This window comes from Chryseobacterium sp. HNCC26DJ240, from assembly GCF_057180485.1.
In genome coordinates this window covers 70949-93828 of record NZ_JBXUGK010000003.1, presented here as the reverse complement: position 1 = coordinate 93828, position 22880 = coordinate 70949, and the positions used below count along the sequence as shown (strand labels likewise).

Annotated in this window: 16 protein-coding genes; 5 read left to right on the top strand and 11 right to left on the bottom strand. The window is 36.9% G+C overall.

Going from position 1 to position 22880, the window contains the following annotated elements; all coding sequences use genetic code 11:
- The 11 genes from asnB to AC2A1G_RS06415 all read right to left on the bottom strand — a co-directional run bounded on the left by asnB (position 1) and on the right by AC2A1G_RS06415 (position 12092).
- The gene (gene asnB, locus AC2A1G_RS06465) at positions 1-1902 is read right to left on the bottom strand and encodes an asparagine synthase (glutamine-hydrolyzing) (RefSeq protein WP_484046114.1); all 1902 of its coding nucleotides are present in this window, start codon (positions 1900-1902) and stop codon (positions 1-3) included.
- Between the two features lie 53 nt (positions 1903-1955).
- A complete protein-coding gene (locus tag AC2A1G_RS06460) occupies positions 1956-3206 on the bottom strand; it encodes an MATE family efflux transporter (RefSeq protein WP_484046113.1) in 1251 nt (416 codons plus the stop codon).
- A gap of 1 nt (position 3207) precedes the next feature.
- Entirely contained in the window at positions 3208-4335 is a 1128-nt protein-coding gene (locus AC2A1G_RS06455; RefSeq protein WP_484046112.1) for a glycosyltransferase, read from the bottom strand.
- 86 nt (positions 4336-4421) lie between these two features.
- Positions 4422-4910, bottom strand: a complete 489-nt coding sequence (locus AC2A1G_RS06450; protein WP_262149868.1) for a hypothetical protein — start codon at positions 4908-4910, stop codon at positions 4422-4424.
- 66 nt (positions 4911-4976) lie between these two features.
- A complete protein-coding gene (locus AC2A1G_RS06445) occupies positions 4977-6140 on the bottom strand; it encodes a hypothetical protein (RefSeq protein WP_484046111.1) in 1164 nt (387 codons plus the stop codon).
- Positions 6141-6182: 42 nt separating this feature from the next.
- Entirely contained in the window at positions 6183-6440 is a 258-nt protein-coding gene (locus AC2A1G_RS06440) for a virulence protein (protein WP_484046110.1), read from the bottom strand.
- A 21-nt stretch (positions 6441-6461) separates the two neighbouring features.
- Positions 6462-6638 carry a hypothetical protein gene (locus AC2A1G_RS06435; RefSeq protein WP_484046109.1) on the bottom strand — a complete coding sequence of 59 codons (177 nt, stop codon included), beginning with the start codon at positions 6636-6638 and terminating at the stop codon, positions 6462-6464.
- A 30-nt stretch (positions 6639-6668) separates the two neighbouring features.
- Positions 6669-7454 carry a (Fe-S)-binding protein gene (locus AC2A1G_RS06430; protein WP_484046108.1) on the bottom strand — a complete coding sequence of 262 codons (786 nt, stop codon included), beginning with the start codon at positions 7452-7454 and terminating at the stop codon, positions 6669-6671.
- Between the two features lie 82 nt (positions 7455-7536).
- A complete protein-coding gene (locus AC2A1G_RS06425; RefSeq protein WP_484046107.1) occupies positions 7537-8868 on the bottom strand; it encodes a 4Fe-4S dicluster domain-containing protein in 1332 nt (443 codons plus the stop codon).
- Between the two features lie 18 nt (positions 8869-8886).
- On the bottom strand, positions 8887-9840 hold the full coding sequence (locus AC2A1G_RS06420) for an MlaD family protein (protein ID WP_484046106.1): 954 nt from the start codon (positions 9838-9840) through the stop codon (positions 8887-8889).
- Positions 9841-9965: 125 nt separating this feature from the next.
- Positions 9966-12092, bottom strand: coding sequence for a peptidylprolyl isomerase (locus AC2A1G_RS06415; protein ID WP_484046105.1), 2127 nt, complete (start codon positions 12090-12092; stop codon positions 9966-9968).
- Between the two features lie 255 nt (positions 12093-12347).
- Here AC2A1G_RS06415 and lon point away from each other — a divergent pair, with 255 nt between their 5' ends.
- The 5 genes from lon to prfA all read left to right on the top strand — a co-directional run bounded on the left by lon (position 12348) and on the right by prfA (position 22711).
- Entirely contained in the window at positions 12348-14753 is a 2406-nt protein-coding gene (gene lon / locus AC2A1G_RS06410) for an endopeptidase La (RefSeq protein ID WP_484046104.1), read from the top strand.
- Positions 14754-15059: 306 nt separating this feature from the next.
- The gene (locus AC2A1G_RS06405; RefSeq protein WP_484046103.1) at positions 15060-16172 is read left to right on the top strand and encodes an AI-2E family transporter; all 1113 of its coding nucleotides are present in this window, start codon (positions 15060-15062) and stop codon (positions 16170-16172) included.
- A 149-nt stretch (positions 16173-16321) separates the two neighbouring features.
- Positions 16322-18388 carry a T9SS type A sorting domain-containing protein gene (locus tag AC2A1G_RS06400; RefSeq protein WP_484046102.1) on the top strand — a complete coding sequence of 689 codons (2067 nt, stop codon included), beginning with the start codon at positions 16322-16324 and terminating at the stop codon, positions 18386-18388.
- Between the two features lie 161 nt (positions 18389-18549).
- Complete coding sequence (locus AC2A1G_RS06395) at positions 18550-21387, top strand: alpha-amylase family glycosyl hydrolase (RefSeq protein WP_484046101.1); 2838 nt, start codon at positions 18550-18552, stop codon at positions 21385-21387.
- A 238-nt stretch (positions 21388-21625) separates the two neighbouring features.
- On the top strand, positions 21626-22711 hold the full coding sequence (gene prfA, locus AC2A1G_RS06390) for a peptide chain release factor 1 (RefSeq protein ID WP_262149853.1): 1086 nt from the start codon (positions 21626-21628) through the stop codon (positions 22709-22711).
- The last annotated feature ends 169 nt before the right edge of the window (positions 22712-22880 follow it).

The window sequence follows — 22880 nt, the reverse complement described above, 5'->3', positions numbered from 1 at the left end:
TTAGAGATTTTCAAAATATTTCTGATACCAAAGCTCAAATGTCACGAGCTGGCATATTTTCACGCAATCGTAAACGTTGTTTTGGTTTTTCCACCACGTATCGATTGTTTCAGATGTAAAGAAATTCCGTTTTTTCAGGCTTTCAAGATTTTCAATTATAAAATTCTGAACTTTTTCTTCGTTTTTAATGAAATGATTCAATGGAAAAGAAAATCCTCTTTTTGGCATATTCAAAACTTCTTTGGGAAGATAATTTTCAGCTATTTTTCTCAGCAAAGGTTTATTTTGAATACCATTAAATCTGAATTTCTCCGGCAAGGTTGAGACGAAATCAATTAACTGATTGCTCAAATATGGATACCGGAATTCCACGCCATACTTCATTGCGCTGAGATCATCTCTGAAAACGTGATGCGACGAAAGTGAGTATTTCATATCATATTCAAAATAACCTGCATAGTTATTGGTTTCAGTTAAATGAAATCTTGTCAAATCTGTATTGACTGTTTTAAAAATATCAGATTTAAAAATATTTTCAGCCTCCAAAGGTTTCATTCCGACCTGACTCTGACGGAAAAAATCAAACACCGAATCTTGTGAGAAATAGTTTTTGACTCTTTCAGAAAACGGGTCTTTTGTCACAATAAAGTTTCTTACGAAATTAAAGTTCTTCAGCAAAAGCCACTTTTTAAGTTTTAAAGCATGACTGTAACCGCCAAAAAGTTCATCAGCACCATTTCCGCTTAAAACCACTTTGAAACCCAGTTTTTTTGCGTATTCCGCAGCATTCATCAAAACTTCCAGACTTGAATAAGGTTCTTCAAAATGCTGAATATTCTCTTTTAAATCTGCTAAAACCTCGTCATCGCTCACGGTTTTTATATGATGTTTAATTTCAAGATTTTCAGCGACCAACGAAGCGTTTTTAACTTCATCTTCAGCAAATTTATACTGAATAGTAAATGCGTTGACATTATTTTTAAAAGGTTTTGCTTTGGAAGTGATCAAAGTAGAATCAATTCCGCCACTCATCATACTTGTTACGGGCACGTCGGCATAAAGTTGCTTGGATATACTTTTTGAAAGCAATTCATCGATTTTTTTGACCGCTTCCTCCTCAGAAATTTCAGAGTTTATTTTTGAATTTAAATTCCAGAATTTTTCTTTTTTAATGGAGTGATTTTCTAAATCTAAAATCATCAAACAGCCCGATTCCAGAGAAAAAATATCTTTAAAGCAGGTTTCCGGAGCCAAAGTGGTTTGAAATAAAAAATTGGTGTAAACGCCGTTCCAGTTGATTTCGGGTTGTACAAATTCGTTTTTTAATAATGATTTTATTTCTGATGCCCAAATGAGTCCATCCTGATTTTTGATGTAAAATAATGGCTTCAAACCCATTCTGTCACGACCGAAAATGATTTTTTTCTGATTTAAATCTACAATGCAAATCGCAAACATGCCGTCCAGTTTTTTAAACATTGAATTTCCCCAGTGTTCGTAGGCTTTCAGAATGACTTCTGTGTCGGAACTGCTTTTAAAATGATAATTAAAATGTTCAAGTTCAGTGCGTAGTTCTTTAAAATTATAAATCTCTCCGTTAAAAGTGATGATCAAATTTTCATCCGTTGAAGTCATTGGCTGATGCCCGTTTTCCGAAAGATCAACGATGGAAAGTCTTCGGAAACCCAATGCCAACCGAGATTTTTCATGTTCAAGAACCGGAAAAGTTTCTTTGATTTTTTGTGTAGAATCCAATCCTGAAAAAGATTTTCCTTCGTTTTGATTTAAAAGCCAAAATCCCTCATCATCAGGACCACGATGCTGAATTGCTCTATTCATTTTCAGAATATTCTTTGTAGAAATTTCTTTTTTAAATGAATAATAACCGCAGATTCCGCACATAATTTTGATATTGTGATGTAAAAATAAGAAAACTGAAAGGTTTTATAAGAATTTTACTTTTTCAGAAATTTAAGCTTAATTTCATTGAAATCATTTTTAGAAACCAAAAAATCTTTAAAATTAAATGTCGTCGAACGATAGAAATGATAGAATAAGATGAATGCTGAAAGGCAATATGAGGCTACTGTTGCAATACAGGCACCGTAAATTCCGTATTTTGGAATCAGAATTATTGAAAGTAAAACGGTTACAAATAAACCAGCACTTGATTTGATGTTAAGAATTTTCAATTCTTTAATTCCGGAAAAATAGTAGCCAACCATGTCGCTGACGGCAATAGCGAAAATTCCTGGCGATAAAATGAGCATAATTTCTTTAGTTCCACGGAAGGCCCTACTGAAAATAAGTTCATAAACTGAGCCTGGAATAACAATGATACCTAAAAGAAAAATCAACATCAGGCTGAACGAAAGTTTTAGTGAATGCTTTGTTTTTAGAATAGATTCTGCTTTGCTTTTGCTGTTAATCACTTCCGAATACAGGACAACGGCAATACTTCGGGTAATCGTCCAGATGGCTTCAGCAAAGGTAATCCCGACAGAAAAAATTCCGACCGCGGAAATTCCCTCGTAGTGTTCAAGAAAATAAAATGAAAGTCTGTAATTCAAAAACTGAATCAATGCACTGAGCTGGTTTTTCCAGCCATAATCGAACATTTTTTTGAAAACCTCCGATGAAAATTTAAAATTTGAAGACCTACAATTTTTGATGATTTGAAAAAAACTGATTAAAAATAAAATAGCAAGGCAAAAAATCTGTGCCGTAAAATAGCTTGAAACGTCTTTTAAATTTAAAATAAAAATAAATCCAAATAAAAAAATGACGTGTAACAGCTGCTGTAAAACCGTATAAATATTGAACATTTTGATATTCCGCATTCCGATAAACAGATTGACGTTAACGGATAAAAGTGCGGAAAATATCGAAATTCCAATCAAATGAAAAAGATATGTCAACTGTATTTCTGAAAAAGAAAACAAAAGCGGAACAGAAATTCCCGTTAAAACTGACCACAAATAAGAGTAAATTAGAATCTGTTCGGTCTTAAACTTTGATGCGAAATAAGAGGTGCTGCTACCCGCAAAAATGCTGCTGAAAAAACTTACAATTGCGGCGTTGGCAATCACAATCGAGATGGTGCCTTTGCCTTCACTTCCCCAAAACTGTGTGGAAAAAATGACCAACCCGAAACTCAGAATGAGAATAAGAAAGCGGGACACAAATGTTTTGAGAATCGTGAGCATCTTACTTGCCGGTTTTTATAAATTGGATGAAGGAATCTTTGATCACATTCCAAGTGTATTTTTCTCTAAAAACTTCCGATGCTTTTTGTGCGTGATCGTGATAAAGTTCAGGATTTTTGATATAATTTAAAATGATGTCTGCAATTTTTTCTGAATCATCAGGCTCAACTAAAAAACCAAATTCTGAAACGTCAATGTGCTTGCGGATGCCTTTTAGATCTGAGTAAATGACAGGTTTTCCGGCTCCGATGTAGTAAAAAAGCTTGATGGGAAGAGAATGATTGTTTTCAAAATTCAGTTCACGCAAATCAAAACAAAGGTCAGCTTCGGCAAAACTTTCTGTGAAGCTTTCAAATGTTGTCGGCTGTTTTATTTTGATGTCTTCAAACTTAAATTCAGATAATAGTTTTTCAAAATACATTTTATCTTCTTCAGCCCTTGCAGATCCGATGATGAGAATTTTGATTTTAACTTCATTGTCTTTTTTTCTAACCAAATCAATCGCTTTAAAAAAGTTACCAATTCCTTTATCCTGAGAAATATGTCCGGTGTAACAAAGTGTAATTTCGTTTGGATTTAAACTATTAATATTCGAAAAAACAAACTTAGGATCGGGATAATAGGGAAGTGTGATGTTTCTTTTGAACGGAAAAAAATAAGCAAGCGGGAATTTCTTGGTTTCTTCACCGAAGATAAAATCTGAGCTTAAAAATCCTGCGTAAATGTTGATCAGAGAAAATTTTAGAGCGTACAAAATTTTAGCCGGATAAGGAATGGGGCTGAGCATCGACATCGCAGGATACCATTCTGTAACGTCGTAAATGACGGAAGTTTTTTTGATTTTTTGAAATTTTTTTGCTGCAAAAACAGCAAGCGGTTCTGAACATATAATTGTGTCAGGTTGAAAAGACTTACAGACTTTGAGGAAGGCTTCAGCCTTTTCCTGAGATAATCGATTTAAAATAGAGTAGGATTCAATCTGTAAATTATCTGAAACTTCAATTAAATTTTCGCAGAGGCTCGTGATCTTAACTTCAAAACTGTTTTCAGCAAGCGATTTTGCCTGATGATGATAGATGCGGTCATCTTTGGGATGGTGCGCCGTGGATAAAAAAAGCACTTTTTGCATTAGAACTATCAAAATAACAAAATTTCCTCTGAAGTCTCAAAATAAATTGGAAACCGCAAAGGAAATTTGAAATATTTAGTTGAAAATTATTTAATAACTGAAGCCCAGCTTCTCTCGAAAGGCAGAAGGAAATTTCCTAAAAACTCGAGGTACGTATTTTTTGAAAAGTCGAAAACATCAATGTCTTTAGAGATTTCTCCGCTTCTCACTTTTGATTTGAAATCGATCAGTTTTAAAGTTTTCACTTCGCCATTTTCCACGAAACTTGCTTTCATTCTGTCGAACAATCCCAGCTGATATTCATCGTCAATTTCACGCATAATTTTCCCTAGAGCATCAATGCTGCAGCCGGACGCCATTTCTTTTTCCTCATCTACACAAATGACAATGAACTGATTTTTTTCGATTTTAAATGAAGACGACAGCGGTTTGCCGTGAGCAGCCCATGTTGCGAGAAAATCGTACAGTTTTTCTGTGATTTTTTTTGCTTCAACCGTTGCAAAAGGTCGTGATGCAGGATATATAATGACTCTGTAGTCGTTGGCTTCTACAATATCAGATTCTTCAATTTTCATAAGAGTATATTTTATGATAAAATCAACATTTGTGATTTCATTTAAACAAAATTTTAAAGTGTAAAATTAAGCAATTTTCCCGATTCTAAGATTGGGATATTTCTGACTTAAACTATAGAAAAAAGTCATCAGAAGTAAAGTGATAAACGGGAAGAAAAACCGTAGTGCCGCCGACTGTGGGAAAAGTACAAATTTGATGTAAATATTTACGATAAAACATACAGCAAAAAGTCTTGTGAATCTGTCTTTCGTAAAACAGAAAATACCTATCATCATTGCAACAGACGAAACTGTTACTTTTTTGAAGTATAATAATTTAGAAATCAGAAAACTGAAATATTCATTCATTGTAAAATCAGCAGACTGTTTACTGATGAACGGTCTTCGGTAAATGAAAGTGTCGTAGAATAGAGCCTTCCAGCCTGGATAGTTGTAATAATTTAAGATGAAAGCATAAATTATAATCAGAAAAATTGATTGAATCAGAATCAAATAATTGAGTTTTTTTGAAGAGATGTATTCAAAAATAAATTGGGTTGCGTAGAAAGTAAGTGAAAATGTAATGTAATCCGGTCTTACAAAGACAATCAGAAATTGAATCAGAAACATCATCCACTGATTCCATTTTCGTAGAAAAGCAATCATAAACAGCATGACAAACTGGAAAATAAACATATCAGGCGTTGAAATTTGCGCCATGTGCGTCATTGGACCGAGTAAAGAAATGCCGATAGAAAGCAGAAGACTCAGCCACGGATTTCTCGGAAAGATTGTTTTTAAAACGAAAAATAAGAGAATTCCGGAAATAAAATAAGAAATAATGCTTAGAATTGTAACAGACATTGGCCCAGTAAAACCAATTTTGTATAAAGCTAATAACGTTAAATTATATCCAACTTTAATTTGAAAATAGGGAAGTTGCTCAGTAAAAGACTGTGTGTCTTTTGTAAACCACTGACGGGTTTCATCATAACGGTCTATTCCAACAATATCTAAATATTCTTTTTTGGGAGCTTCTTTTTTAATTTCCTGATATATTCTTGCGTGAATTTCTTTTGGTTTATCAGGTTCCAGAATGGTATAAAAACAACCCATGTAGCCGGGCATATCCCAGTCGTACATTCTGTTTTTAAAGTTCCAAATGCTTAAGACAAGCATCAGAATAAGTGTAATGAGGAAAGAAAATTTCCACTGAGATTTCAGATTTTCGAATGATTTTGTTTCCTCCAAATTAACAGTTTAAATCTTATATGCTTGTAGAAAATAGTGTGATTACTCTTTCATAAATGTTGTAAAATCAGACCATTGTTCCACACGGAAAGCTTTGATATCCCGAACAGCTTTTGCAAACCAAGGCGTTGATTTCAATTCGACCATTGCCCTAAGCAAGTTTGCCATATCTTCATTTTGAGAAAGGTAGACACTTCCCTGAGTGCTGTGAAAGTCATATTTGCGTAAAATTCTGCCAATTTCATAGTACGCATTATTGTATGGATCGCCAAAATTCTCTTTTAGATCACCAATTGTCATATCAAAAGCAATAGCAAACATCTATTTCAGAAGCTTAAAAAATTTTTCTTCACCAAAGAAAATTCGACCTAAAGCATCCTTTATTGCAATGACAATTCCTTTGAAAGGATTTTTTTCAATGTCTATCACAGTTCCTTCTACCCAAGTCTCAAGACCTGTGAATTTAGGATCTACTTTTGCTCTGTCACCAATTTTCATGATAAAATTTTTGTAAAATTAATTATTTTATTACAAATCCTCAGCTTCTGCCAAAAGTTCTACAATATCTTTTACTTCTACTTCGGTGTTTTTGTTAAAATGCTTCACGCCATCGGTCATCATTGTGTTGCAGAAAGGGCAGCCTGTGGCAATGACTTTCGGTTCGGTTGAAAGTGCTTCTTCAGTACGCTCAATGTTGACGTCTTTTTTACCTTTTTCAGGCTCTTTAAACATTTGTGCGCCACCGGCACCACAGCAGAGTCCGTTGGTTTTGCAACGCTTCATTTCTACCAGTTCGGCATCCAGTTTTTCTAGAAGCATTCTTGGTGCTTCATACTCCCCATTGGCTCTTCCGAGATAGCAGGGATCATGGAAAGTGATTTTTTTACCTTTGAATTTTCCTCCTTCAATTTTCAGACGGCCTTCTTCCATAAGGCTTTTCAGGAATTGAGTGTGGTGAATAACCTCGTAATTTCCGCCTAAGGCAGGATATTCGTTTTTTAAAGTATTAAAACAGTGCGGGCAGGCCGTTACGATTTTTTTTACTTCGTAAGCATTCAGAACTTCAATGTTAGTCAAAGCCATCATCTGGAAAACAAATTCGTTTCCGGCACGCTTTGCGGGATCTCCCGTGCAAGATTCTTCCTGACCCAAAACGGCAAATTCAACGCCGATGTTATTTAAAATTTTGCAGAATGCTCTTGTTATTTTTTTGGCTCTGTCGTCGAAACTTCCGGCACATCCTACCCAGAAGAGAACTTCCGGAGATTTGCCTTCCATTGCGTAATCGGCCATTGTTTTTATAGTGAAATCCATATAGTTTTAAATTTACCAATATAACAGTGAAACAATTTACCAATAATTGTTACATTGCTAGATTTTTACATTGTTAAATTAATTAATCATTTGCCCAATTCAATCTGTCTGCCTGATTGTACTGCCAAGGTGCTGCATTGTTTTCAACGTTGGTCATCATCAGATTCAATTCCTGTGGAGCGGCAGACTGTTCCATTACCAAAAATCTTCTCATTTCAAAAATGATAGATAGCGGATCTAAAAGTACTGGACAAGCCTGTGTGCAGGCATTACAGGTTGTACAAGCCCAAAGTTCTTCCTTCGTGATGTAATCGTTGAGCAGTTTTTTGCCATCGTCTTCAAACTTACCGTTTTTATCAATGTTTCTGCCAACTTCTTCCAGACGGTCTCTGGTTTTCATTAAAATTAACCTTGGAGACAGTTTTTTACCCGTAATATTTGCCGGACAAACTGAAGTACATCTTCCGCATTCTGTACAGGAATAGGCATTAAGAAGCTGAACCTGATTTAAATCAAAAACATCTTCCGCACCAAATTTTGACGGAGCTTCTTCTGCACCTTCTGCCGGAGCAGCGTAAGGATCAGCATTTGGATCCATCATTAATTTGATTTCTTTGGTAACGGAATCTAAATTATTAAACTTTCCATACAAATCTAAATTAGCATACCAAGTACTTGGGAAGGCTAAAATAATGTGTAAATGTTTTGAATAATAAAGATAATTCATGAAGAATAAAATTCCAACAAAGTGAAACCACCAAGCACCTCTTTCAAAGATTTCTAAGTAAATGTTATCAAAGCTGAAAATTTCCAGAAACGGAACTAAAGTCATCTGGCTGACAGGGAAACTTCCGTGTACTTCTAAAACTCCTCTTTGTTGCAAGATAAAATCCGTAGAATTCATTGTGAAGAAAGCCACCATCAAAGCAAACTCGATAATTAAAATCCAATTGGCATCGTTTTTTGGCCATCCGAAAAGTTCTTTCATCGTCAATCTTTTCACCCCATAAAAATTTCTGCGGATAAAGAAAAGTACAACTCCGATAATTACCAAAACAGCAAGGATTTCTAAAGTTGCGGTGAAAATATTATAAAATGTGTGACCGAAAATTGTTGCAAGAAAACGGTGTGTACCGAAGATTCCGTCTACAATGATTTCAATCAGTTCAATATTGATAATCACAAAACCAACGTACACGAAAAGGTGAAGAACGCCTGCGATAGGTCTTGCGCTCATACGACTTTGCCCCATTGCAACACGAGCCATGGTTTCCCATCGCTCGTTTTTTCTGTCGCTTCGGTTGATTTCTCTTCCGAGACGTATGTTTCTATAAATTTTTTGCAGACTTTTTGCGAAAAGACCAAATCCCGCAATCAGTAAAATTACAAATAGGATATTGTCGATATATTGCATACCAGAGAAGGTTAAAAGTTATTCTTTATTTGCGTTTTTGCCAAACACTGAGAAATTTACATATCGTTTTGGATTGGCTTTAAAGTCTTCAAGAAGAGCATTCAGATTAGTGGATGCAGTATTTAAATTGTTGTACAGTTGCTCATCTTTCATGATTTTGCCTAAACTTCCTTCACCACGGTCAATACCGCCGATTACTTTGTTCAATTGACCAACAGTTGCATCAAGATTGGCAATGGTAGCGTTTAGCTTTTGAGTATCTATGCTTTCAGCAAGATTTCCGTATTTGTCTAAAGTGGTTTTACCGCTCTGCATTGTAAGGCTTGCCTCATCCAAAACCCTCTGAAGTTTAGGATCATTGTTTCCAACCAATTTGTTCACGCTTCCTGCTGTATTTTCTAAAGCGCCTACAGTTCTGTTTAAGTTGTGAAGTAAAACTTTGATTTCTTCTCTGTTTTGAGCATTCATCACCTGGTTGGCGTTTGCCATCAGAGAGTCTACTCTGTAAAGTACAGTCTGTAACTGATCTTTTACGGGACCAACCTGAGAAGAAAGGCTATTCAGCATTCCTAATTTATAAGCCCCTTGTAGAGTGTCACCATCTTTGGCAGTAGCTCCACCATATTTTAAGTTCAGTTTCATTTCTTTGCCAGACATTAAGCCAGGTTCGAAAATTTCTATGCTGGAATTTTTTGAAAATTCAAATTCATCGTCTACGGTAATTTTTACTACAAAACTGATTTGCCCGTCTTTTCCGGTAATAGGAATGATTTTATCAACCTGTCCTACTTTAAGACCATTGATAGAAACGGGAGCAGACTGCGTAAGACCTTCTACATTTTCGTATTTAGCGTAAAAAATATTATCCGTTGTAAAAAGGCTTTTGCCTTTCATAAACTGGAATAAAAACACAAAACTGACTATAGCCAATAACGCAATGAGACCGGCTTTTAATTCTTTGCTGAATTTCACTTTTTAAATTTTTTCTAATAAGCAAATATAATACATTTTGAGTGTATTAAACTACTGCTCGGGGTTAAGTACAAAGAAAGCGACAAAAACTTTGCCGCTTTCAATATTATGATAAAATTAATTTTTTATTGTTGTTGTGATCCCAACTTGTCCCAGATCTCAATTCTGTAATCATCGATGTCAGCATTGTCCTGTAAGCTCTTCATCCAGGCTTGCCCAAACATACCCGCGTTTCTCTGATTGATAGATTCTGTAAACTGCTTTAAGTCTCCCGCCTGCCTGTTTACTGTTTCAGATTTTTTCACCAAAACATAAACTCCTGTTCCTCCTTCGATAGGATTTGATACTTTACCTTTCTGAATTCCGAAAGCTGCGCCTGCTACTTTAGGTTCCATAGCACCCGCTACTGATGGCTGAAGCATGTTTACCTGTGCAGACTGTTTTGTTGTAGCAAACATTTTAGCTACTGCATCAAGATTAGAAGCTTTACCGATTTTCTCAGCAATTTTTTTAGCAGCTAATTTATTCTGAACAATCGTTTCAATCTGACTTCTTACAGATTCCGGATCAGCAAGACCTTTGTCCTGTTTTCCGTTTAGGTAAACTACGATTTTATCTCCTGTTCCTTCTACTGTAAACAATTCAGTGTTTCCTTTTTCTCTCTTTTTATCAAACGCCCAAGTAAGTATTTCAGCGTCTTTATCAGTTCCTAAACCTTGAATCTGCCCGTCAAATCTTTTAGTTTGTGCAGCATTGGTATATTGGAAATTTCCTTTTTTAGCAATGTTTACAAAATCATTGAAAGATTTTCCTTCTACCTGTTGGATAAATCTTCTTGAGTTTTTATCGATTTCGTTTTCGGTAGCTTCAGAAGGTTTTACAACTTTTACAAGGTGAGCAATTTTATAACCTAATTTTTTATCATCAACTTTAATGATGTGATATCCAAAAGAAGTTTCTGCTAAACCGATATTTCCCACGTCATTTTTACGTAAAAAGTCTAAATATTCCGGTGCAAACTGACTTTGAGAAGTAGTCCAGCCCACGCTTCCTTTTCTTTCAACTGCATTTGGCTCGTCAGATAATTTTAAATCTTCACCAAATTTTGCGGGATTTGCTTTAATTCCTGCCAATAAGCTGTCAGCAATTTTCTTAGCCGCTTCTTTAGTTCTTGTTGCAGTTGAACGTTCTGCACCTTTGTATGAAATCAAAATATGACTTGAAGTAACAGAATCTGAAGCTTTCTTTTTATCTAAAAGTTTAGAAACTACGTAAAGATCCTGCTCTTTGTAAGGTCCGAAGGCCTGCCCGATTGCAGCAGTTTCAATTTTACCCTGAAGTGCCTGAGGAACTTGTTTGGCATTTACATATTGATTGTTGAAAGGAACGTCAGAATTAGCCAAAACAAATAGCGAATCACTTGCTGCGTTAGAGAAGTTTTCTCCGCTTTCTGTTCCTGTGTATAATCTGTTGATTTCTTTTAATGCAGCAGCGTCGTCTGCGGCACTAGGTTTTGCAGGGAAAAATACAACGCCAAGGTTTCTGCTGGGTTCTGTTTTGAACATCACAGGATGTTGATCGATGTAGTTTTTTAAATCTTCAGTAGTAACTTTGATTTTATTTTTTGCAAGAAATGAAGCATAATCTACTTTTACGAAATCGATGTCAGCTAACTGATCTCTCTCTTTCATTAATTCTTCAGCTTCTTTTTTACCTGTAGTAAGACCTGTTGAGATGTTGGCAAATACCTGTCTTGCCATAATTCTGTATTCAATAGCTTTTCTGCTCTTCAACCAGAAATTGTATTGTTGAGGTTGGGTATTTTGAAGTCCCTCAATCATTTTTTTAAACTCCACAGTTTTGAAGTTTCCTTTTTCATCACGGAAAGTCTGGTCCTGAGCAAACATCTGATCATACTGAATCTGGCTCCAGAAAAGATCATCTGTCATTTCAAAGCCCATTTTTTCAAATTGCTGCTTGATCAGTTTAGATTGTACCAATAATTGCCAAGCCTGCTCTTCAAGACCATTTTGTGGCTGACCCTGATTTTTTGCCTGCTCCTGCAATACAAATAGCTGATCATTAAACTCTTCACGGGTTATTTTCTCGCCATTTACCTTTCCTAAAACATCAGGATTTTTACCAAAAACCTTCTCGATGCTTTCTGGGTTTACTAAAAATGCTAAAAGTGCAAGTGCAATAATCCCCATCAATAGCCAAGGTTTACTCCTAATCTGTCCTAAAATTGCCATTTTATAATATAGTTTTATATAGTCTGCGAAAATACACATTTTTAAGAAATTAGCATAATCTAAGTTACTTTTTTAGGTTTTTAAATTTAATTTTATCTAAAAAGGAAATTTTGACCACATTTTTCAATTAAAATCAAATGGCATATCAATTGACAATTTATATTTTCCGGAATCTCAAGGCTTCTGACAAAAGCTTTTCTCAGATTCCTGTGATTAACAAATAAATTATAATGACAAATTGTCATTGAAAATACTATGACAGAATTTGAAGAAATAGATTTTGACGAAATCTTAGGTGGAAGTTTCGATATTGTAACTGAAGGAATCAATGTTTCAGACTTTTCCGAAACAGAAAAAAATGCAGAACAGAAGGTCTTTCCTATTCTTCCTGTTAGAAATATGGTAATGTTTCCGCAGGTGGTTATTCCGATTACTGCGGGTAGAAAAAACTCTATTCAACTTTTAGAAGAAGCTCAGAAAAATGGCGAGCTGATTGGGATTTTAAGTCAAAAACATTCAGATATTGAGCAGCCTGTAGAAAAAGATCTTTACACAACGGGAACTTTAGCGAAGATTATTAAAATTATCAAGCTTCCTGAAGGTAATATCACAGCAATCACAAAAGGTTTCCACAGGTTTAAAATTAAAAATTTTGTGGAATCTCAGCCTTATTTTAAAGCTGAAGTTACCAAATTAAAGGATTCAAAACCTAAAAATAAAGAAGAGTATGAGGCTTTACTTGAAAATATTAAAGACTTAGCCCTTAAAATTATTGAGCTGGATCCGAATATTCCCAACGCGGCTAATTTTGCAATAAAAAACATCAGCAACAATGAAGATCTTCTGAATTTTGTATGTACCAATGCAAGTTTCAGGTCTGAAGAAAAACAGAAACTTCTGGAGGAGAAAAGCATGTTGGAACGTGCAAAAAAGTGCTACGAGATGATGCATGAAGACTTCAGAAAGCTGGAGCTCAGAAATCAGATTCATCAGAAAACTTCGAAAGATCTGGATAAACAACAGAGAGAATATTTTCTGAATCAGCAGATCAGAACCATTCAGGATGAGTTGGGCGGCGGGCCTGAAAGTGATGTTGAAGAACTTTTAAAAAAGGCAAACGACAAAAAGTGGAGTCCTGAAGTTGAGGAGCATTTCCAGAAAGAAATTTCAAGGCTTCAAAGACAGAATCCAAACTCTCCCGACTATAATGTTCAGAGAAATTATCTTGATTTTTTCGTAGAACTTCCGTGGGAAAGCTATACCAAAGACGTTTTCGATATCGCAAAAGCTGAGAAAATTTTAGATAAAGCCCACTTCGGTCTTGAAGATATTAAGAAAAGAATTTTAGAACACATGGCGGTTCTGAAACTTAAAAACAATATGAAATCGCCGATTCTTTTGTTAGTCGGCCCTCCGGGAGTTGGTAAAACTTCGTTAGGGAAGTCAATTGCAGATGCTTTAGGCAGAAAATATGTACGCCTTTCTCTGGGCGGACTTCACGATGAGAGCGAAATCAGAGGTCACAGAAAAACCTACATCGGTGCGATGGCTGGGAGAATTCTTCAGTCTATCAAAAAGGCGGGAACTTCAAATCCGGTGATCGTTTTGGATGAAATGGATAAAATTGCACAAGGTCAGCACGGTGATCCGAGCTCGGCCTTGCTTGAAGTTTTAGACCCAGAACAGAATAATTCTTTCTACGACAATTTCCTTGAGTTGGGTTATGATTTGTCTAAAGTGATGTTTATCGCAACGGCAAATTCACTGTCAACCATTCAGACGCCGCTTTTAGACAGAACAGAAATCATTCAGATTGCAGGCTATACTTTAGAGGAAAAAATTGAGATCGCCAAAAGACATTTAATTAAAAAACAACAGGACGAAAACGGATTGGATGGAAAATCATTCAAACTCGGAAATGCCGAACTGAAACATATCGTAGAAGCGCATACGTCCGAAAGCGGTGTGCGTTCTTTAGAAAAAAGAATTGCCGGAATTGCCCGTTGGGTTGCCTTGCAGACTGCTCTTGTGAAAGAATATGACTCCAAAATTTCCATTGACAAAGTGGATGAAATTCTGGGTGTTCCAAGACCTAAAAATATTTCAGAAATCACAGATTCGCCGGGAGTTGTAACCGGTTTGGCATGGACGAGCGTAGGTGGAGACATTCTTTTCATTGAAAGTATTCTCAGCAACGGTAAAGGAACTTTGACCATGACCGGAAATCTGGGGACGGTAATGAAAGAATCTGCAACCATCGCTCTGGAGTATATCAAAGCAAAACATGAAGAACTGGGAATTGATGAAGATTTAATCGAAAAGAAAAACGTTCACGTACACGTTCCGGAAGGTGCTACACCGAAAGACGGACCGTCTGCGGGTATTGCAATGCTTTCGTCGATGATTTCTTCGTTTACCAACAAAAAACTGCGACCTCATCTTGCGATGACCGGAGAAATTACACTTCGTGGAAAAGTGCTTCCTGTGGGTGGTATTAAAGAAAAACTTCTCGCAGCAACTAGAGCCGGAATCAAAGAAGTGATTCTCTGTGAAGCCAACCGCAAAGATGTGAACGAAATAAAACAGGATTACATCAAAAACATGAAAGTGCATTACGTTACCAGAATGGAAGAGGTCATTGATATTGCATTGGAAAAGTAGCCAAAGTTTTTTTAACAAAATTTTGGACGTATCCCTTTGCATGGTCAACGCTCAACGCTGGCAGGGTTCTAAACCCTGCCAGCGTTCCCCAACGCAACATGCAAGCGGGTCGGGCTATCCGCTATATCTTTTGCTCGTCGTTCCTCCTCACAAAAGGATGCCGCTTCTATCCCTTACGCAAAACGCAGGCAGTTGAGATTTGGCTTTAAAATTAAAAACAGAATATAAATTACATCAGGCACGCTGAAAGGCGTGTTTTTTGTTTATGCCTCAGCGTGTTCCCTTATTTTAAACACAACTTTCCAAATGAATCTACTTCGACTTCCTTTTCTGCAGAAACTTGCACTTGCAGTCATTTCAATCATCGGAATTGGCTATCTCATCTGTCTTGGGCAGAGCATTCTGGCTCCGTTTTTTCTGGCATTCCTCATGGCGATGCTTTTTTTACCGTTTGCCACTTTTCTGGAAAGAAGGCTGAGGTTTCCAAGGTCGTTTTCCACCTTAGCGTCGGTTTTTTTACTGATGATTTTTTTGGCGGGGCTCATTTATTTTTTTTCGACTCAGATTGCAGGCTTTACCAATGATATTCCCAAGTTGAGGGCTCAGTTTACTAATGTTTTCGAAGATTTGCAGCAGTGGGTTTCAAGAACTTTTCATGTGAAAATCAAGGAGCAGTTCGATTATATCGATCAGGGTGTGGGCAAAATACTGTCGTCATCAGGACTGATTTTAGGCTTTACATTCGGAATTTTCTCCAGCGGACTTGGCTTTTTAGCTTTCTTTATCCTGTTTTTCATTTTTATATTGAATTATAGAAGACTATTAAACCGTTTTATCATCAGTGTTTTTAATGAAAAGCACCAGAGCAGTGTGATGGATGCAGTTTTGGAAGTAAGAGTGATGACCAAGCAGTATATCATTGGGTTGTTTATTCAGATCATAATTGTATCTGTGCTCACAACAACTTTGCTCAGCATTCTAGGGGTAAAATACGCAATCCTTCTCGGAGTACTTACAGGACTTCTAAATGTAATCCCATACATCGGAATCTGCATCTCTCTTTTAATTTCATGCTTTATCGCATTTGCTACGGGTACAGTTTCAGACTGTGTCTACACCGCAATTGGCTACATTATTATTCATGCGATAGACGGCAATATTGTACTTCCGTTTGTAGTTGGGTCAAAAGTCAAAATTAATGCACTCTTTTCCTTCATCGGAATTATTATCGGAGAACATCTTTGGGGAATTTCTGGAATGTTGCTCTGTATTCCGGCGATTGCGATTATAAAAATTATTTTTGAAAGAGTGGAAGGCCTTCAGGCGTGGGGAAAACTTCTGGGTGAAGACAGAAAACCGGACAAAAAGAAAAGAAAATACAAAATTTCAAAGAACATTACTTTCGAAGAAAAAGATTAAATTTCTGATTCTTAATCATTTAAATTTAAAACAAAATATTTTCAGGGTATGATAACATAAACTTCGGAAATGATAAGTCTTTTTTATTTACAAAATCTAAATTTGCAGAAAAATTAAGTCAATTTAGAATAAATAAAAATAAGGTTGTTATGTTTGGAAGTTTATATTCGTCGGTAGCAAAAATGAGCTTTACCGCTTTGGTGCTATCGATTGCAGGAAATAGTTTTGTCAAAGCCCAGCAATGGCAAAATGTAGGTTCATCTCCCAATGTTTCTGCGGGTGGAAGCAGTTTTAATAATTTGGTAGTTGATAATGCGGGTAATTATTATCTTTCCTATTACGATGTTTCGGTTCAGAAAGGATCTGTTCAGAAATTTAACGGAACTTTATGGTCTTACGTTGGTGGAAGCGCAGGAATTACCAACAGTTTTGCAACCTACAACTCACTCTCAATCAACGCAGCAGGAACGGATCTTTATTACACCAATCAGGGAAGCGGTCTGGAAGTCCGTCATTTTAACGGAACTTCATGGACACAACTGGCGAGTGCAGCGACTTCTACAATAAACTATCATGCTTCGGCGGTTGCTCCTTCAGGAATTTTGTTCACTTACAGCACGCTAGGTTCAGGAACGGTAAAAAGGTTGGTGAACGGAGCATGGGAACAGGTAGGAAATGCTGGTTTTTCCAGCGGCGCGGCTTTTGCGGAAATGGTAATCGGAACCAACAATAAAGTCTATACAGCCAATGTGGCAAGTGGAGTACGGGTTTACGAAAACTCAACTACTGCAACATCATCAGACAACTGGAGTTTAGTTGGCGGAAGCATTGTCGATGCTGCTTCATCAGGAGAGCAGTATACTTCTGATATCGCAATTGATGCCAATAATAATCTGTATGTTGCTTATGTTTCAAACTCATCAAATTCCAGAAAAGTTAATGTTAAAAAATTTAATGGAACATCATGGGAACAGGTCGGAAACGCTTATTTTTCTGCGGGAGGAGTACAGCACGTTGCTTTGGCGGTAACTTCAGCAGGGAAACCTTATGTTGTGGCAAGCCGTTGGGAAAATGATAACTTTTTGAAAAATACAGTCTATCAATTAAATACAGCGACAAATACGTGGTCAACTTTCGGAGGGGATTTTATCTCTGATGGTGAGGCAACTTACAATGATCTGGCCGTTGACAATGCGAATAATTATCTCGTTTTGGCGTATTCGGAAGGCAATACAAAAGTGAAGCGGATTACAATTCCATCAACATCATCAAACAATTCATGCAACAATACAGATCCAGGAGCTAATGTAGGAGATTTAGGTTGCGTAACATTTAATTACAAAGGTCAATCCGTAGCTTATACAACTGTAAGAGGTGCAGACGGTAAAATCTGGCTTCAGCAGAACTTGGGAAGTTCGCAGGTGGCGACTTCAGTTTCTGATGCTGATTCGTACGGTGATCTTTTCCAGTGGGGAAGATGGGATGATGGCCATCAGACCAGAAATTCAGCAACAGCCAATGTTCCTTCACCCAATTCTCCTGATGGATTGAATAATTTTTCATCTTTTATTCTCGGTTCATGGTGGGGCGGAAATGATCTCAACGATCAATGGACAACAACACCGAATTCCGTAAGTGCTGTCAATGGGGCTGATCCATGTAAAGCAATCGGTCCAGACTGGCAAATGCCTTCACAAGCCGACTGGACTGCTGCTAAAAACGCTGAAGGAATCAATAATCCAGCAACGGCTTATGAAAGTAAACTCAAACTTCCCGCAGGCGGAAACAGATCTTTCACAGATGGATCATTTGAATTTGTTGGTCAGAGAGGGTATTTCTGGAGTTCTACCCCTACAGGTTTAGGAGCGAAATATCTTTATGTTGGAAACACCATCGGAAATCCATCAGCAGGATCACCAAGAGGACAGGGAGCTTCGGTAAGATGTATAAAACCTACCAATTCGGCTTTAAGTGTTTCAGATATTTCAAAAAATATTTCATTTGGAATTTATCCTAATCCAACCAACGGAATTTTAAATATCAAAACAGATTCACAGGTTCAGAATGTATCTTTAATGAGTCTTGTGGGGCAAAGAATGCCGGTTGAATTGAAAAACAATCAAATTGATATGACTTCTTTTGCACAAGGGATTTACATCGTAGAAGTTCAGTTTAAAAACGGGCAGAAAGTTTCAAAAAAAATCATTAAAAACTAAACACAAATTTTATAATAAACACCAGTCACTGTTTTAATCATTAATTTTTACACAAAGCTCATCTTCGGATGGGCTTTTTTATTTTCTCTAAATGAGAATTTGATATCTAATCATAATTTTCGTTGCATTTTTTATTGTAGATTCGCTAAAAATAGAACTTTATGAAAAAGATAATGATATCCTTTTTTCTACTGATTATCGCTAATTTTTTTGGGCAGATTTCTTACACCATTTCTCCCAATCCTTTTAACGAAACACAGCAAATTTCGCTTACAGTTCCCGGAAATCAGATTGATGAAACGGCATGGGGCGTTACGAATAATGCAATTTACATCTGGACTTGGTCATTAGATCAGAACTATGCCAACAGTCAGGACTGTCCGACTAACGGAACTTGGGGAAGTTCAAATGAAACAAACCGATTGGCTTATAATGCTGGAACAGACACTTACTCATTAACTTTTACGCCAACAGTTTTTTACAACAGAACCAATATCGGAAGAATTGGTTTTCTTTTAAAGACAAAAACAGGAAGTAACCAAACTTCACCAGATATATTTGTGAACGTTGGAACATTAACTTTAAATATGACCAATCCTGCAGCCAACAGCATCACAACTGTCGCTGCAGGAAGTTCAATCAATATTTCCGCGACTGCCACCACACCGGCAACTTATCATCTAAAAGCCAACGGAACTGTTGTGAATTCTACTTCTACAGCTTCAACCTCATATTCGTACAATTACACGATGGTTGCCGATGCTGATATGGAACTGATTGCAACAGATGCCAACAACACGATAAAAAACAGAACTTTCGTTCTTCAGACTCCAAGAAATGTAGTTTCGCAGGCAATTCCAACATGGATGAAGCAGGGAATTAGTTATCACCCAACAGACCAGACAAAAGCAGGACTGGCCTTATATGCTCCGTTTAAGAACTTCGTTCATGTGATCGGAAGTTTTAACAGTTGGGCAGTCAACGATACTTATTTAATGAAACGTGACACCACAAATCCGGATTTATACTGGATTGAGCTTTCAGGTTTAACACCTCAGCAGCTTTACACTTTCCAGTACAGAACTAATGATTTAAAGAAAGTGGCAGATCCGTTTTCTCCTCAGATTCTTTCGTCATATGACGATCAGTATATTTCAGCAACAACCTATCCTAATTTACCTGCTTTTCCTGCAGGACAGGGTTTTGAGGTTTCTATGTTTAAAACTGGTGAAGCAGCTTATCCGTGGCAGGTAACCAATTTCACAAGACCGAATAAAGAAAATCTTGTCATTTACGAATTGCTTTTGAGAGACTTCACGGCAGAGAAAAACTGGCAGTCACTGATCAACAAAATTTCATATTTAAAAAATTTAAATGTTAATGCCATCGAGCTTATGCCCATCATGGAATTTGAAGGAAATATATCGTGGGGTTATAACACGTCATTTCATTATGCAATTGATAAAGCGTACGGAACTCCGGCGAAATTTAAGGAATTTGTAGACCTTTGTCACCAGCAGGGAATTGCTGTAATTCTTGATGTTGCCTTCAACCACGCAACAGGAAGAAATCCGCTGGCGAGACTTTGGAATGTAGATCCGGATGGTGACGGTTATGGTGATATCGCTGCCAATAATCCTTATTTTAATACGGTTCCGAAACATTCCTACAATGTTTTTAATGATTTCAATCACAGCACAGCTGCAACAAGATATTATGTTGAAAGATGTCTTCAGCAGTGGCTTACAGAGTATAAAGTTGACGGTTTCCGTTGGGATTTAACCAAAGGTTTTACCCAAAACTGTACTGAAAACGATGAAACCTGTACCAATGCTTATCAACAGGACAGAGTAGATGTTCTGAAATATTATGCAGACAAACAGTGGGCTATCGATCCCAATTCATACATGATTTTCGAGCACCTTGGAACCGATGCCGAAGAGCAGCAGTGGGCAAACTACAGAGTGGCAGAAGGAAAAGGTGTAATGCTTTGGAATAACCAAAATGGCCCATACAACCAAAACACGATGGGCTACAAAGACAACAGCAGTTTTGACCGTATGGATCACGAGTCGCACGGTTTTACCAACAATTACACTGTAGGTTTTGGTGAAAGTCATGACGAGGAAAGATTAATGTTTAAAAATCTTGCTTATGGTGCTAACAGCGGTGGCTATAATGTGACTACTTTAAATACGGCTTTAAACAGAATGAAAACCTTTGGAGCTACATTTTTTACCATTCCGGGACCGAAAATGATCTGGCAGTTTGGGGAGCTGGGCTATGAATTCAGCATCAACAGATGTCCGGACGGAAGCATTAACAACGCCTGCCGTACTGACGAAAAACCTGTAGCCTTCACTTTGGGTTATGACATCAATCCGAACAGAAATTCTATTTACAATACATGGTCGCAGATTATTAATTTAAGAAATATTCATCCTGTGTTTAAAACAAAAACATACACCGTAGAATCAAACAATTTAACGAATGATGTCGATGGTTTGGTTACAAGAATTTATCTTCAGGATAACACCGTTACCGGAATGAAAAATGTTGTTGTGCTGGCAAATTACGGACTTACAACGAGAAATATAGTTCCTTACTTTCCATACATCGGACAGTGGCAGAATTTGATGGATAACTCTACATACACTGTGGCATCCACTACAACTCCAATCAGCCTGGAACCGGGTGAATTTAGAATATACGGAAGTGCAGCGGGAACTTTGTCAACGTCTGAGCAGAATTTAGAAAACAGACTTTCGCTTCAGATTGCAGATAATCCTGTGAAAAATAAGGTAGCAAAACTGATTTATCATAAAGTTAAAAACGGAGAAATCACAATCTACGACCTGACAGGTAAAAAAATGGATTCTTATAAGCTTAAAACTGAAAACGGAACTTTGGAAATTAACACCAATTATCCTTCAGGAACTTATCTGGTTCATTTAAAATCAGACACCGGAGTTTCTATTGAAAAAATGATTGTGAACTAATTTTAAAACCTAGAATTTTGACAATATCAGCCCTGCCAGCATTTCAAACGCTGGCAGGGCTTTTTAAAAAATAACATTTAAGAGTAAATGCATATTTCTTTTTTGAACTTTAATGAATAAAAAAAAATTCCCTAAATCTTTTGTGACTTTTGTGGTTAGCAACAAACTTTAAGCTCATTCAAAATGGGCTTTTGTTCTTCATTGTCAATTCCGTATCTTTGCAAACTAAATTTTTAATATGTCTAAGTCATTAATTCCAAAATTAGAAGCGATAAAACAGAGATATAATGAGGTGGCAGACCTTATTATACAGCCAGACGTAATTTCGGATCAGAAAAAATATTCTTCTTTAAACAAAGAATACAGCGATTTAGGAAAAATAGTACACGTTTACAACCAATATAAAAATGCTTTAGACAATATCGCAGAATCTGAAGAAATCATTGCAGATGGTTCAGACAGAGACCTTGTTGATATGGCTAAAGAAGAAAAAGTAGAAGCTCAGCAAAAACTTCCAGGTTTGGAAGAAGAATTGAAAGTCCTTTTAATTCCTAAAGATCCTACCGACGACAAAAACGTTATTGTGGAACTTCGTGCCGGAACCGGGGGCGATGAAGCTGCGATTTTCGTGGAAGATGTTTACAGAGCTTATACCATGTTTTTTAAAACCAAAGGATGGAAGCACGAGATCACAGACTCCAGTGAAGCGGCAAAAGGTTATAAGGAATTGATCCTTAAGATCGAAGGCGATGGGGTTTATGGAATCATGAAATTTGAATCCGGCGTTCACCGTGTACAGCGTGTTCCCGAAACAGAATCTCAGGGCAGAGTTCATACATCTGCAATTACAGTTGCGGTTTTACCTGAAGCTGAAGAAATTGATTTTGAATTAAATCCTGCCGACATCGAAATGCAGACTTCACGTTCAGGTGGTGCAGGTGGACAAAACGTAAACAAGGTTGAAACTAAAGTTCAGTTGACGCACAAACCTTCCGGAATGGTGGTGGTTTGTCAGCAGGCGCGTTCTCAGCTGGCCAACAGAGAATTGGCGATGGAAATGCTTCGTACCAAATTGTATGATATTGAAGTTCAGAAATCTGTTGGAGATATTGCTGCACAACGTAAATCAATGGTTTCTACAGGTGACCGTTCTGCAAAAATTAAAACGTACAACTATCCTCAGGGAAGAGTTACAGATCACAGAATCGGTAAATCGATGTACAACCTCGATGCCTATATGAATGGCGATATTTCTGAAATGATCGACGCCGTAATTATGGCAGAAAACGCTGAAAAAATGAAAGGAGAAGAAGATAATTATTAAAATTTTCGTTCGAATATAAACTGAGCTTCCGAATTTTTTGGAAGCTTTTTTTGTGAAGGATTTTTAATCAGAAATAACCAAAATCAATAAATGCTCCAGCGGAGCAACATCTGTGTAGAGGATTATAACGTGCAAAAAGGCACTCCGGAGGAGTGCTATCTATTTTCGC